Origin of the sequence: Pseudomonas sp. BF-R-30 (assembly GCF_019956175.1) — a bacterium.
Lineage (GTDB): Bacteria > Pseudomonadota > Gammaproteobacteria > Pseudomonadales > Pseudomonadaceae > Aquipseudomonas > Aquipseudomonas jessenii.
The window spans coordinates 116,164-130,114 of the sequence record NZ_JAHBDE010000001.1 but is presented as its reverse complement, the minus strand read 5'-3'; the positions used below and the strand labels follow the sequence as shown (position 1 = coordinate 130,114).

The window sequence follows — 13,951 nt, the reverse complement described above, 5'->3', positions numbered from 1 at the left end:
TACCGAAACTCTGCCTGTTAATCGCATCCCCTTGTAGGAGCGAGTTTGTGGCGAGGGGGCTTGCCCCCGTTCGGCTGCGCAGCAGTCGTCAACGTGTTCAAAATCGCGTCGGCCGATTTAAGGGGCGCTTCGCACCCCAACGGGGGCAAGCCCCCTCGCCACAGATTTACCCCCATGATCTCAGTGTTCACAAGGCGCTGCCCTTGGGCCGCACCCCCCTGTCGCTGATGCGCGGGCGATCAGCTTCCGGCTCGGCCAGCGGTTCGCAGACCTGCATCTGTTCCAGGCAACGCTTGGCCAATTCCTGATACTCCCGGGTGCCCGCCTGCTTCCACGCCACTTCCTGATCACTGAGGCTGCGCTTGATGCTGGCCGGTGCGCCCATGACCAGCGACTGTTCCGGGCATTCGAAGCCGGCCTTGACGAATGCCGCCGCCGAAACGAATGAACGCGAACCGATCCGGGCGTTGTCCATCACCACCGCATTCATGCCCACCAGCGCATCGGCGCCAATCCGGCAACCGTGCAGCACCGCACCGTGGCCGATGTGGCCATTGCGCTCGACCACGGTGTCGCTGTCGGGGAAACCGTGCATCACGCAGGTGTCCTGCAGGTTGGCGCCCTCCTCCAGCACGATCCGCCCGAAATCCCCGCGCAGGCTGGCCAGCGGGCCGACATAGCAATGGGGGCCGATGATCACGTCACCGATCAATACGGCGGACGGATGCACATAAGCGCTCGGATCAACCACCGGAGTCAGGCCATCAAGGCTGTAGCAGGTCATGGAAGCTTCCTTCACAAAGCGATGCAATTAGTGACTCATTTTGTATCACATCACTTTTAACAGCACAAAGACTAAAAACCGTATCACTTGAAATACACCTTTCCGACGAATGCCAGCACGCCTCCAAAATCACCATAGAACCCAATGTTTTCTAGGAAAAACCCGCTATCAGCACCCCTTCAGCGGGAGGATGAAAAATCTAAACGCACACCAATAAGACACATTAAATCAATTTTCGTATTGCATTTACGTATCACGTTATAGCTATACTTGGGCAAAACCGGCCCCTGCGGCCGATCCAATAACAAGCCGGCACCCCGCCGAGCGTGCACCGCGAGAGCATCCGCCATGCCTCTGACCCTTGCCGTCGAATTGATCGAGCCTGGCGTCCGCCTGATTACCCTGCAGCGCCCGCAAGCCCTGAACGCCCTGACCACCGAGTTGCTGGGCGAACTGGCCGCTGAACTGAACATCGCGCAAGCCGACCCCGACACCCGCGCCGTGGTGCTCACCGGCAGCCGCAAAGCCTTCGCCGCCGGTGCCGACATCAAGGAAATGGCCGAGCGCGATCTGGTCGGCATCCTCGACGACCCGCGCCAGGCCTCGTGGCAAGCCATCACTCGTTTCAGCAAGCCACTGATCGCTGCGGTCAACGGCTTCGCCCTCGGCGGTGGCTGCGAACTGGCGATGCACGCCGACATCATCATTGCAGGCATTGATGCCCGCTTCGGCCAGCCGGAAATCAACCTCGGGATCATGCCCGGCGCCGGTGGCACCCAACGTCTGCTGCGCGCCGTCGGCAAATCCATGGCCATGCAAATGGTGCTGACGGGCGAGCCGATCGACGCCCGTCAGGCCCAGCGCGTCGGTCTGGTCAGCGAAGTGACCCAGCCGGAATTTACCGTCGAGCGCGCGCTGCACATCGCTCGCAGCATTGCGGCCAAGGCACCACTGGCGGTGCGCCTGGCCAAGGAAGCGCTGCTCAAGGCCATGGACACGGACCTGGCCAGCGGCCTGCGTTTCGAGCGTCACGCCTTCACCGTGCTGGCCGGCACCCGCGACCGCGACGAGGGCATTGCGGCCTTCCAGGAAAAGCGCAGCCCGACTTTCACCGGGCAATAAAGCGGCCACCGACATCCGAATTCGAACGACTGCCAAGAGAACGCCAAGACCATGAACTTCGAACACATCCTGTTTTCCATCGACGCCGGCGTCGCCCTGCTCAGCCTCAATCGGCCCGACCAGCTCAACAGCTTCAACACCCAGATGCATGGCGAAGTGAAAGAAGCACTCAAGCAAGTGCGGCAGAACCCTGACGTGCGCGTATTGCTGCTGACCGGTGAAGGTCGCGGCTTCTGCGCCGGGCAGGATCTGAGCGACCGCAATGTCGCGCCAGGCAGCGCCGTGCCGGATCTGGGCGAGTCCATCGAGAAGTTCTACAACCCGCTGATCCGCCAGTTGCGCGACCTGCCGCTGCCGGTGATCTGCGCGGTCAACGGCGTGGCCGCCGGCGCCGGCGCCAACATTCCGCTGGCCTGCGACCTGGTACTGGCGGCGCGTTCGGCCAGTTTCATCCAGGCGTTCTGCAAGATTGGCCTGATCCCTGATTCAGGCGGCACCTGGACCTTGCCGCGTCTTGTGGGCATGGCCCGGGCCAAGGCTTTGGCACTACTGGGCAACCGCCTTAGCGCCGAACAAGCCGAGCAATGGGGCTTGATTTACCAGTGTGTGGAAGACGCCGAACTGCGCGATGAAGCCCTGAAGCTGGCTCGCCACCTCGCCACACAACCGACCTACGGTCTGGCGCTGATCAAACGCAGCCTGAACGCCAGCATGAGCAACAGTTTTGACGAACAGCTCGAGCTGGAGAAAGACCTGCAGCGTCTGGCCGGGCGTAGCGAGGACTACCGCGAAGGCGTCGGCGCCTTCATGGAAAAACGCACCCCAAGCTTCAAGGGACGCTGAGCCATGACCGCATTGAACACATCTGCACGCATCGCCGTGATCGGCGCCGGGGCCATGGGTGCCGGTATCGCCCAGGTGGCGGCCCAGGCCGGCCATCCGGTCTTGCTGCTGGACAATCGTCCCGGCGCAGCCGCCCAGGCGATTGAAGGCATCGACCGACAACTGGGCAAGCGAGTCGAGAACGGCAAGCTGTCGGCCGAATCGCGCAGCGCGACGATTGCACGCCTGCAAGCGGTGGAAGCCATCGAAACCCTGGCCGCCTGCGATCTGATCATCGAAGCCATCGTCGAGAACCTTGAGGTCAAACGCGCACTGTTCCGCCAGCTCGAAGGCATCTGCGGCGAGCATTGCATCCTCGCCAGCAACACCTCGTCGCTGTCGATCACCAGCATCGCCGCGCAGCTTGATCATCCACAACGCTTGCTCGGCCTGCACTTCTTCAACCCGGCACCGGTGATGGCGCTGGTGGAAGTCGTCTGCGGCCTGGCCAGCGATCCGGCACTCGCCGAGTGCCTGTACGACACGGCCAGGGCCTGGGGCAAAAAACCGGTGCACACCCGCTCCACACCGGGCTTCATCGTCAACCGCGTGGCCCGGCCGTTCTATGCCGAAAGCCTACGGATGCTGCAGGAAGGCGCGGCCGACTGCCCAACCCTGGATGCGTTGATGCGCGAGGCCGGTGGTTTTGCCATGGGCGCGTTCGAACTGACCGACTTGATCGGCCATGACGTCAACTACGCCGTGACCTGCTCGGTGTTCGACGCTTATTACCAGGACACACGCTTCCTGCCGTCGCTGATCCAGAAAGAACTGGTGGATGGCGGGCGTCTGGGACGTAAAAGCGGACAGGGTTTCTACAGCTACGCCCAAGGCACCGAACGCCCGCAAGCAGGTGAAATCAGCAGCAACGCAAGCGTCGAGACTTGTATCGCCGAAGGTGACCTTGGCATCGCCCAGGGTTTGCTGGCGCGCTTGAGCGAGCAAGGTGTCGAAGTCATCCGGCGCGACGGCCGCGGATTGCTGCGAGTGGGTGACGCGGTGCTGGCCCTGAGCGATGGCCGCATGGCCTGCCAGCGTGCCCGGGAAGACGGGCTGCGCAACCTGATCCTGCTCGATCTGGCGTTCGATTACGGCAATGCCAAACGCATCGCTATCAGCCATGCGGCAGGCATTGATCCGCTGGCCCTCGAACAAGGCGTTGCCCTGCTGCAACGGGCCGGCCTCATGGTCAGCCTGCTCAGCGACAGCCCGGCCCTCGCCGTCCTGCGCACTGTGGCCATGCTCGCCAACGAAGCCGCCGACGCCCTGCTGCAAGGCGTGGCCTCGGCCGCCGACATCGATCTGGCCATGCGCGCCGGGGTCAATTATCCACAGGGGCCACTGGCCTGGGCCGATGCCATTGGCCTTTCGCACATTCTTGAAACGCTGGAAAACCTGCAAGCCAGTTATGGCGAAGAACGCTACCGGCCGTCGCTGCTGCTGCGCCGTCGCGCCACCGAAGGGAGAACATTCCATGACTAACCATGAAGCCATGACCCTGGCCAGTGAATGCGCGCAATCGCTGTTCCAGCGCGACGCCGCCAGCCAGGCCATGGGCATGCGCCTGCTCTCGGCCGGCTCCGGTTGCGCGCGAGTGGGCATGGCGGTGCGGGCCGACATGATCCAGGGTCACGGCACCTGCCACGGCGGCTACCTGTTCGCCCTCGCCGATTCGGCATTCGCCTTTGCCTGCAACAGTTACAACGAAGCCACCGTGGCCATCGGTTGCAGCATCGACTACATCGCCCCGGCGCGCCTGGGTGACACGCTGAACGCCGACTGCATCGAGCAGAGCCGTTCGGGTCGCACCGGCAACTACGACGTGCGCATCGAAAACCAGCAGGGTCAGTTGATCGCCCTGTTCCATGGCAAATCCTACAAAGTGCGCGGCCCGGTGCTGACGCAGGAGAACCCGAATGAATGACGCCCTGATCATCGACGCAGTCCGGACCCCGATTGGCCGTTACGCCGGTGTCCTGAGCAGCGTGCGCGCCGACGACCTCGGCGCGGTACCGCTGCGCGAGCTGCTGCGCCGCCACCCGCAAGTGGACTGGAACACGGTTGACGACGTGATCTACGGCTGCGCCAACCAGGCCGGCGAAGACAACCGCAACGTCGCGCGCATGTCCGCACTGCTGGCCGGATTGCCGGTCAGCGTGCCGGGCACCACCCTCAATCGCCTGTGCGGTTCCGGGCTCGATGCCATCGGCACCGCCGCCCGCGCCATTCGCAGTGGCGAAACCGGGCTGATGCTGGTCGGTGGCGTTGAATCCATGTCCCGCGCGCCACTGGTAATGGGCAAGGCCGAGCAGGCGTTTTCACGTGCAGCCGAGGTCTTCGACACCACCATCGGCTGGCGCTTCGTCAATCCGCTGATGAAAAAGACCTACGGCATCGATTCCATGCCGGAAACGGCAGAAAATGTCGCCGAACAGTTCAACATCTCCCGGGCCGACCAGGACGCCTTCGCCTTGCGCAGCCAGCAACGCGCTGCTGCCGCCCAGGCCAGCGGGCGCCTGGCCAAAGAGATCGTCGCGGTGGAAATCCCCCAGCGCAAAGGCCCGACCAAGGTGGTCGAGCACGACGAACACCCACGCGGCGACACTACCCTTGAGCAGCTCGCCAAACTGGGCACGCCGTTCCGCGAAGGCGGCAGCATCACCGCCGGTAACGCCTCCGGGGTCAACGACGGGGCCTGTGCGCTGCTGCTGGCCAGCCCGGAAATCGCCAAACGCCACGGCCTGACCGCCCGTGGCCGGGTCGTGGCCATGGCCACGGCTGGCGTTGAACCGCGGATCATGGGCATCGGCCCCGTGCCAGCCACCCGCAAGGTGCTGGAGGTGGCCAACCTGAGCCTGGCGGACATGGACGTGATCGAGCTCAACGAAGCCTTCGCCGCACAGGGCCTGGCGGTGCTGCGCGAACTGGGCCTGAGCGACACCGATCCGCGGGTCAACCCCAACGGCGGCGCCATCGCCCTGGGCCACCCGCTGGGCATGAGCGGCGCACGCCTGGTCACCACCGCCCTGCATGAGCTTGAGGAACGGAACGGCCGCTACGCCCTGTGCACCATGTGCATCGGTGTCGGCCAGGGGATCGCGCTGATCATCGAGCGTCTATCCCACTAAAGAATCGCGATTCCCAAGGAGCCGAGAGGTATCCTTGGGGCATGCACTCAAAGCCCTTGTGCAAAAGGGCTGGAACACAAAAACAATTCGAGTGAACACATGAACATGCCAATTGCCCAAGCCGTGCTGAACCCTGTGCTGGACCCGCTGGAAACCGCCAGCATCGACGAGCTGCGCCAGCATCAGCTGGAGCGCCTGCGCTGGAGCCTGAACCACGCCTACAACAACGTGCCGCTGTACCGTCAGCGTTTCGATGCGCTGGGCGTACACCCCGACGACATCAAGTCCCTGGACGACCTGGCGAAATTCCCTTTCACCACCAAGTCCGACCTGCGGGACAACTACCCCTACGGCATGTTTGCCGTGCCGATGCACGACATCGTGCGCCTGCACGCGTCCAGCGGCACCACCGGCAAACCGACCGTGGTCGGCTACACCCAGAACGACATCGACACCTGGGCCAACGTGGTTGCGCGCTCGATCCGCGCCGCCGGTGGCCATCGTGGCGACAAGGTGCACATTTCCTATGGCTACGGCCTGTTCACCGGCGGCCTCGGCGCGCACTACGGCGCCGAACGCCTGGGCTGTACGGTGATCCCGATGTCCGGTGGCCAGACCGAAAAACAGGTGCAGCTGATCAAGGATTTCCAGCCGGACATCATCATGGTCACGCCGTCCTACATGCTCAACATCGCCGATGAAATCGAGCGCCAGGGCATCGACCCGCACAAACTGGCCCTGCGCCTGGGCATCTTCGGCGCCGAGCCGTGGACCGCCGAACTGCGCAGCGCCATCGAGGCACGCATGGGCATCACCGCCCTGGACATCTACGGCCTCTCGGAAATCATGGGCCCGGGCGTGGCCATGGAATGCGCCGAAACCAAGGACGGCCCGACCATCTGGGAAGACCACTTCTACCCGGAAATCATCGACCCGGTCACCGGCGAAGTGCTGCCGGACGGGCAGATGGGCGAACTGGTGTTCACCTCCCTGAGCAAAGAAGCCCTGCCGATGATCCGCTATCGCACCCGCGACCTGACGCGCCTGCTGCCGGGCACCGCGCGTCCCATGCGGCGCATCGACAAGATCACCGGGCGCAGCGATGACATGCTGATCATCCGTGGCGTTAACGTGTTTCCGACGCAGATCGAGGAGCAGGTTCTGAAAGTCAAACAACTTGCCGAGTGTTATGAGATTCATCTGTATCGCAATGGCAACCTGGACAGCGTTGATGTGCATGTCGAGCTCAAGGCTGAGCACCAACACCTGGGCGATGAACAGCAGAAGGCTGTTTGCGGAGAATTGAGCCGGCATATCAAGACGTACATCGGGATCAGTTCGCGGATCGTTTTGCAGCCGTTCCATTCGATCAAGCGATCCGAGGGCAAGGCTTGCCACGTGGTGGATAAACGTCCTAAAGCATGACTGCTGCACCCTTTATGGCCCCGCTTTTTGCGGGGCTTTTTTTTGGTTTTTTTTCATATCCATCGCTGCGGCAACGACCCTGTAGGAGCGAGCTTGCTCGCGATGGACGTCAACGATAACGCGTGCTGCCTGGACGCCCACGTTGCCTGGACGTTCTTCGCGAGCAAGCTCGCTCCTACAGCTGGACTACGGGCATCTGAAAGAAAATGGCCGGCTGTAAGGCCGCCATCGCGAGCAGGCTCGCTCCCACAGAAGAGCAAAGGCAGATCGGCGTACACAAACGCTCTTCACCACTCATCAGGCCGAGCGTTAGCTCGCCTGCAGCTCTTGATCCACCCGCCCCCTCGGAAGGCTGAGTGGAGGCGTTCATCCGGGGATTGGCGCGCAGCGCCGTTCGACGCAGTCGAACACATTGCATGTAGGTGCAGCGAAGCAAACCGGAGGGCAATGCCCCCGGATGAATGCCGGAGCGAAGGAACGCCGAGCCTTAGCGAGGGGCCGGACGCTCGGGGCGAGCCTTTTTTGCTTACTTTTTTTTGGCGCTTGAAAAAAAAGTGAGTCGCCGTAAGGGCGAAACCGCCAGTGGCCGTTACCGAAGAAATGGATATGTACGCCGACCTCCCTCCCCCCATTCATCCCAAAGCGATACAAAAAACAATTACGACACGTCATTTTGTGTTTGATATTAATTTCTGTATCGCTTATAAAGTTCTCCATGCCCCAGAACAGATTCAAGGCGGGAACTCAAAAATGTACGCACAGCTCGTAGAAACCGGCGTAAAGCGCATCAAGGACCTCTCGGAAATGTCCGAACAGGAACGCGCCTTCCAGGAAAAAATCGATTCAGAAATCAAGATCGAAGCCAAGAACTGGATGCCAGATGCCTACCGCCAGACCCTGATCCGGCAGATTTCCCAGCACGCCCACTCCGAAATCGTCGGCATGCTGCCCGAAGGCAACTGGGTCACCCGCGCGCCAAGCCTCAAACGCAAACTGCAACTGATGGCCAAGATCCAGGACGAGGCCGGTCACGGTCTGTACCTGTACAGCGCCATGGAAACCCTGGGCGCCGACCGCGATGAAGAAATCGCCAAGCTGCACAGCGGCAAGGCCAAGTACTCGAGCATCTTCAATTACCCGACGCTGAACTGGGCCGACATGGGCGCGGTGGGCTGGCTGGTGGATGGCGCGGCGATCGTCAACCAGGTGGTGCTGCAGCGCACCTCCTACGGCCCGTATTCCCGGGCGATGATCCGCATCTGCAAGGAAGAGAGTTTCCACCAGCGCCAGGGCTACGAAATCCTCCTGACCATGATGCGTCACGGTACCCAGGCGCAAAAAGACATGGTCCAGGACGCGATCAACCGCCTGTGGTGGCCGTCGCTGATGATGTTCGGCCCGAGCGATGAACACTCGCCGAACAGTGCCCAGTCCATGGCCTGGAAAATCAAGCGCCAGAGCAACGACGAACTGCGCCAGCGCTTCATCGACCAGACCATCCCGCAGCTTGAGCTATTGGGCTGCACCTGCCCCGACCCGGACCTGAAGTGGAACGCCGAACGCGGCCACTACGACTTCGGCGAAATCCAGTGGAACGAATTCTACGAAGTGCTCAAGGGCAACGGCCCGTGCAACCAGGAACGCGTCGCCACCCGCCGCAAGGCGATTGAAGACGGCGCCTGGGTCCGTGAAGCCGCCGTCGCCCACGCCCGCAAAAAACAAAACAAGAACGCCGCCTGATCCGGCCACCTGATGTGGAGTAACTGAAATGTCCGAGTGGACCCTCTTCGAAGTCTTCGTGCGCAGCAAGCACGGCCTCAACCACAAGCACGTCGGCAGCGTGCACGCCGCCGACACCACCATGGCCATCGAGAACGCGCGCGAGCTCTACACCCGTCGCAGCGAAGGCGTGAGCCTGTGGGTCGTGCCTTCGGCGTTGATCACCGCCTCGTCGCCGGATGAAAAAGACCCGCTGTTCGACCCATCGGACGACAAGGTCTACCGCCACGCCAGCTTCTACGAGCTGCCGGCCGAAGTCGGGCACATGTGAGGTCGACCATGGATAACAAGACTGATCTGATCGAATACCTGCTGCGCCTCGGCGACAGCGCCCTGATCCAGGGCCAGCGCCTGTGCCAATGGTGCGGCAAGGCCCCGGCGCTGGAGGAAGAACTGGCGCTGATGAACGTCGGCCTCGACCTGGTGGGCCAGGCGCGCAACTGGTTGGAGTACGCCGCCGAACTGCTGGACGACGGCCGCGATGCCGATCACCTGGCGTTTCGTCGCGACGAGCGCGCCTATCGCAACCTGCTGCTGGTGGAACAACCCAACGGCGACTTCGCGGTGACCATGCTCAAGCAGTTCCTCTATGACGCCTGGCATTTGCCGGTGCTGCAGGGCCTGAGCCAGTCCAGCGATGAACGCATCGCCGGGATCGCCGCCAAAGCGGTGAAGGAAGTGACCTATCACCTGCGTCGCTCCGGCGAATGGATCGAACGCCTGGGTGACGGCACCGAGGAAAGCAATCGGCGCATGCTCGCAGCGATTCCCGAAGTCTGGCGCTTCACCGTGGAACTGATCGCCGCCGATGACAGCGAACAGCGTCTGTGCGCCGCCGGCATCACCCCGGACATCGCCAGCGTCGCCACCCAGTGGCAGACAAAGATCGAGCAGATCTTCAGCAGCGCCACCCTGCCCGTTCCAGCGGCGCCGAGCTATTTCTACCTGAATGCACGCAAGGGCCTGCACACCGAACACTTAGGGATTCTGCTGGCCGAAATGCAGTGCCTGCCACGAGCGTACCCCGATGCAACCTGGTGAGCTGATCGCCAGCGACCTCGGCGCCCGGCCGGCTCAACCGACCGACCTGGCTGCCGCGTGGGCGATTCTGGCAGAGGTCATGGACCCGGAAGTGCCAGTGGTCAGCGTGGTCGACCTGGGCATCGTCCGCGATCTCGACTGGCAGGCCGGTCACCTTCACGTGGTGGTCACGCCGACCTACTCCGGTTGCCCGGCCACCGAAGTGATCGAAAGCGACATCCGCGAAGCCCTGGAACTCGCCGGATTCAAGGCGCCGCAATTGGAGCGCAAGTTGACCCCGGCCTGGACCACCGACTGGATCAGCGACAGCGGCCGCGAACGCCTGCGCGCTTACGGCATCGCGCCGCCCGAGGGCAGCACCAGCAAGCGCAGCCTGCTCGGCGAGAACCCGCAGGTTGTGTGCCCGCAATGCGGCAGCGCCCACACCGAGGTGCTCAGCGAGTTCGGCTCCACCGCCTGCAAGGCCCTGTACCGCTGCGTCGATTGCCGGGAACCGTTCGACTATTTCAAGTGCATCTGAGCGGCGAATCGGCCGTCCCAGCTGGAGAACAACAATGAGCAAATTTCACAGCCTGACCATCAAGGACGTGCGCGCCGAGACCCGTGACGCGGTGTCCATCGCCTTCGAGATTCCGCAGCACTTGCAGGACAGCTTCCACTTCACCCAGGGCCAGCACCTGGTGATGCGCACCCAACTGGACGGCGAAGAAGTACGCCGCTCGTACTCGATCTGCACCGGGGTCAACGACGGTGAGCTGCGCATCGCCGTCAAGCGTGTTACCGGCGGACGCTTCTCAGCATTTGCCAACGAACAGCTGAAAGCCGGGCACACCCTGGAAGTGATGCCGCCCGCCGGGCATTTCTGCGTCGAACTCGACCCGGCGCGCCATGGCAACTACCTGGCCGTGGCGGCAGGCAGCGGCATCACGCCGATCCTGTCGATCATCAAGACCACCCTGGAAACCGAGCCCCACAGCCGCGTCACCCTGCTGTACGGCAACCGCTCCAGCTCCGGCGCGCTGTTCCGCGAACAGCTCGAAGACCTGAAAAACCGCTACCTGCAACGCCTGAACCTGATCTTCGTGTTCAGCCGCGAGCAGCAGGATGTCGACCTGTACAACGGCCGGATCAACGCCGAGAAATGCGAACAACTGTTCAGCCGCTGGCTCGACGTCAAAGCCCTCGACGCTGCCTTCATTTGCGGTCCGCAGGAAATGACCGAGACCGTGCGCGACAGCCTCAAGGCCAAGGGCATGGCGCCCGAGCGCATTCACTTCGAACTGTTCGCCGCCGCCGGCAGCCAGCAAAAACGCGAAGCCCGTGAGGCGGCGCGCCAAGTGGATTCAGCGGTCAGCCAGATCACCGTCATCAGCGATGGCCGCGCCCTGGCGTTCGACCTGCAACGCAACAGCCAGAGCATCCTCGATGCGGGTAACGAGCAAGGTGCGGAACTGCCCTACTCGTGCAAGGCCGGCGTGTGCTCGACCTGCAAGTGCAAGGTCATCGAGGGCGAAGTGGAAATGGACAGCAACCACGCCCTGGAAGACTACGAAGTGGCCGCCGGCTACGTGCTGTCGTGCCAGGCCTTCCCGATCAGCGACAAGGTGGTGCTGGATTTCGATCAGCTCTGAAACCGCCGCAAAACCCTGTAGGAGCGAGCCTGCTCGCGATGGTCGTCAACGATAACGCTGGATGCCTGATACCCCGCGGTGATTTCAGGTTCATCGCGAGCAGGCTCGCTCCTACAGGGCTCGGGCCGTACCTGCTTTACACAACAACAAAAACAACAACGGAGAGCGCTTCCATGACCCCCCAAGACATAGAACTCATCGGCCAGCACCCGGATTTCATCCAGCTGGTTCGTCGCAAACAGAAGCTGTACTGGTCACTGAGCCTGGCCATGCTGGTGATCTATTACGGCTTCGTGCTGCTGGTGGCTTTCTCCCCTTCTACCCTCGGCCAATCCCTGAGCGGCGGCGTGACCACCGTGGGCATGCTGGTGGGTGTCGTCATCGTCGGGCTGGCCTTTGCGCTGACCGGTTTCTATGTCTATCGCGCCAACAACGTGATCGATCCGCTGAATGAAAAACTCAAGCAGGAGTGCGCCCGATGAACCGCCTTCTTGCACTGTTCCTGCTGCCGCTGGCGGCTGTCACTGATGTTGCGATGGCCGCCGACGGCGCATCCCGACCGTTGAACTGGAACGCCATCGGCATGTTCCTGGTGTTCGTGTTGTTCACCCTTGGCGTGACACGCTGGGCGGCACTGCGTACCCGCTCCACCAGCGATTTTTACACCGCTGGCGGCGGCATGACCGGTTTCCAGAACGGTCTGGCGATTGCCGGCGACATGATCTCGGCAGCCTCGTTCCTCGGCATCTCCGCGATGATGTTCCTCAATGGCTACGACGGCTTGCTCTACGCCCTGGGCGTGCTGGCCGGCTGGCCGATCATCCTGTTCCTGATTGCCGAGCGCCTGCGCAACCTGGGCAAATACACCTTTGCCGACGTGGTGTCCTATCGCCTGGAACAGACCCCGGTGCGCCTGACCTCGGCCTTCGGCACCCTGACCGTGGCCCTGATGTACCTGGTGGCGCAGATGGTCGGCGCCGGCAAGCTGATCGAACTGTTGTTCGGCATCGACTACCTCTATGCAGTGATGCTGGTCGGCGTGTTGATGGTGTTCTACGTGACCTTCGGCGGCATGCTCGCCACCACCTGGGTGCAGATCATCAAGGCGGTGATGCTGCTGTTCGGCACCAGCTTCATGGCGTTCATGGTGCTCAAGCACTTCGGCTTCAGCACTGAGGCGATGTTTGCCGGTGCCACCGCCGTGCATGCCAAGGGCAACGCAATCATGGCCCCCGGCGGCTTGCTGTCCAACCCGATCGATGCAATTTCCCTGGGGCTGGGCATGATGTTCGGCACCGCCGGCCTGCCGCACATCCTGATGCGTTTCTTCACCGTCAGCGATGCCAAGGAAGCGCGTAAAAGCGTGTTCTACGCCACCGGTTTCATCGGCTACTTCTACTTGCTGCTGATCATCGTCGGCTTCGGCGCCATCGTCATGGTCGGCACCGATCCGGCGTTCCGTGACGCCAGCGGCGCGATCATCGGCGGCGGCAACATGGTCGCGGTGCACCTGGCCCACGCGGTAGGCGGCAACCTGTTCCTCGGCTTCATCTCGGCGGTCGCCTTCGCCACCATCCTGGCGGTGGTTGCCGGGCTGGCACTGTCCGGCGCCTCGGCGGTGTCCCATGACCTGTATGCCTGCGTGATGCGCAAAGGCCAGGCCAGCGAGCAGCAGGAAATGCGCGTGTCGCGAATCGCCACCCTGTGCATCGGTGTGCTGGCGATCGTCCTCGGCCTGCTGTTCGAGTCGCAGAACATCGCCTTCCTCTCGGGCCTGGTGCTGGCCATCGCCGCGTCGGTGAATTTCCCGGTGCTGTTCCTTTCGATGTACTGGAAAGGCCTGACCACCCGCGGCGCCGTCCTCGGCAGTCTGTCCGGACTGGTCTCGGCGATTGTCCTGCTGGTGTTGAGCCCGGCGGTGTGGGTCAACGTGATGCATCACGACAAGGCGCTGTTCCCGTACTCCAACCCGGCGCTGTTTTCCATGAGCCTGGCGTTCTTTAGTGCATGGCTGTTTTCCGTCACCGACACCTCGCCCCGGGCAGCCATTGAGCGTGGCCGTTATCTGGCGCAGTTCATCCGCTCGATGACCGGCATCGGTGCCACTGGTGCCAGCAAACACTAAACGACGATCGATCAGTTGGCAGGGAATAAAAATA

At 62.5% G+C, this 13,951-nt stretch carries 14 protein-coding genes; 13 read left to right on the top strand and 1 reads right to left on the bottom strand.

What is annotated here, in order from left to right:
• Window positions 1–187 precede the first annotated feature (187 nt).
• The gene (gene paaY, locus KGB20_RS00455; protein ID WP_223531718.1) at window positions 188–784 is read right to left on the bottom strand and encodes a phenylacetic acid degradation protein PaaY; all 597 of its coding nucleotides are present in this window, start codon (window positions 782–784) and stop codon (window positions 188–190) included.
• Window positions 785–1,132: 348 nt separating this feature from the next.
• On the opposite strand from paaY, the gene paaF reads away from it, so the two are divergent.
• The 13 genes from paaF to KGB20_RS00390 all read left to right on the top strand — a co-directional run bounded on the left by paaF (window position 1,133) and on the right by KGB20_RS00390 (window position 13,917).
• Complete coding sequence (gene paaF / locus KGB20_RS00450; protein WP_223531716.1) at window positions 1,133–1,906, top strand: 2,3-dehydroadipyl-CoA hydratase PaaF; 774 nt, start codon at window positions 1,133–1,135, stop codon at window positions 1,904–1,906.
• A gap of 51 nt (window positions 1,907–1,957) precedes the next feature.
• A complete protein-coding gene (gene paaG / locus KGB20_RS00445) occupies window positions 1,958–2,749 on the top strand; it encodes a 2-(1,2-epoxy-1,2-dihydrophenyl)acetyl-CoA isomerase PaaG (protein WP_223531714.1) in 792 nt (263 codons plus the stop codon).
• A gap of 3 nt (window positions 2,750–2,752) precedes the next feature.
• A complete protein-coding gene (gene paaH, locus KGB20_RS00440) occupies window positions 2,753–4,270 on the top strand; it encodes a 3-hydroxyacyl-CoA dehydrogenase PaaH (RefSeq protein WP_223531712.1) in 1,518 nt (505 codons plus the stop codon).
• Window positions 4,263–4,712 (top strand): hydroxyphenylacetyl-CoA thioesterase PaaI, encoded by a 450-nt coding sequence (gene paaI / locus KGB20_RS00435; protein ID WP_223531710.1) that lies wholly within the window; start codon window positions 4,263–4,265, stop codon window positions 4,710–4,712. The genes paaH and paaI overlap by 8 nt, the downstream gene beginning before the upstream one ends.
• Window positions 4,705–5,916, top strand: a complete 1,212-nt coding sequence (gene pcaF / locus KGB20_RS00430; RefSeq protein ID WP_223531708.1) for a 3-oxoadipyl-CoA thiolase — start codon at window positions 4,705–4,707, stop codon at window positions 5,914–5,916. The genes paaI and pcaF overlap by 8 nt, the downstream gene beginning before the upstream one ends.
• Window positions 5,917–6,015: 99 nt before the next feature.
• Window positions 6,016–7,341 carry a phenylacetate--CoA ligase PaaK gene (gene paaK, locus KGB20_RS00425; protein WP_057713982.1) on the top strand — a complete coding sequence of 442 codons (1,326 nt, stop codon included), beginning with the start codon at window positions 6,016–6,018 and terminating at the stop codon, window positions 7,339–7,341.
• Window positions 7,342–8,091: 750 nt separating this feature from the next.
• A complete protein-coding gene (gene paaA, locus KGB20_RS00420) occupies window positions 8,092–9,081 on the top strand; it encodes a 1,2-phenylacetyl-CoA epoxidase subunit PaaA (RefSeq protein WP_223531706.1) in 990 nt (329 codons plus the stop codon).
• Between the two features lie 28 nt (window positions 9,082–9,109).
• Window positions 9,110–9,391 carry a 1,2-phenylacetyl-CoA epoxidase subunit PaaB gene (paaB, locus tag KGB20_RS00415; RefSeq protein ID WP_007943393.1) on the top strand — a complete coding sequence of 94 codons (282 nt, stop codon included), beginning with the start codon at window positions 9,110–9,112 and terminating at the stop codon, window positions 9,389–9,391.
• Between the two features lie 8 nt (window positions 9,392–9,399).
• Window positions 9,400–10,161 carry a 1,2-phenylacetyl-CoA epoxidase subunit PaaC gene (gene paaC, locus KGB20_RS00410; RefSeq protein ID WP_223531704.1) on the top strand — a complete coding sequence of 254 codons (762 nt, stop codon included), beginning with the start codon at window positions 9,400–9,402 and terminating at the stop codon, window positions 10,159–10,161.
• The gene (gene paaD / locus KGB20_RS00405) at window positions 10,148–10,681 is read left to right on the top strand and encodes a 1,2-phenylacetyl-CoA epoxidase subunit PaaD (protein ID WP_057713978.1); all 534 of its coding nucleotides are present in this window, start codon (window positions 10,148–10,150) and stop codon (window positions 10,679–10,681) included. Before paaC ends, paaD begins: the two co-directional genes overlap by 14 nt.
• Before the next feature lie 34 nt (window positions 10,682–10,715).
• The gene (gene paaE, locus KGB20_RS00400) at window positions 10,716–11,792 is read left to right on the top strand and encodes a 1,2-phenylacetyl-CoA epoxidase subunit PaaE (RefSeq protein WP_223531702.1); all 1,077 of its coding nucleotides are present in this window, start codon (window positions 10,716–10,718) and stop codon (window positions 11,790–11,792) included.
• 173 nt (window positions 11,793–11,965) lie between these two features.
• Window positions 11,966–12,274 (top strand): DUF485 domain-containing protein, encoded by a 309-nt coding sequence (locus KGB20_RS00395; protein WP_218498093.1) that lies wholly within the window; start codon window positions 11,966–11,968, stop codon window positions 12,272–12,274.
• Window positions 12,271–13,917, top strand: a complete 1,647-nt coding sequence (locus tag KGB20_RS00390; RefSeq protein WP_223531701.1) for a cation acetate symporter — start codon at window positions 12,271–12,273, stop codon at window positions 13,915–13,917. Before KGB20_RS00395 ends, KGB20_RS00390 begins: the two co-directional genes overlap by 4 nt.
• Window positions 13,918–13,951: the final 34 nt, after the last annotated feature.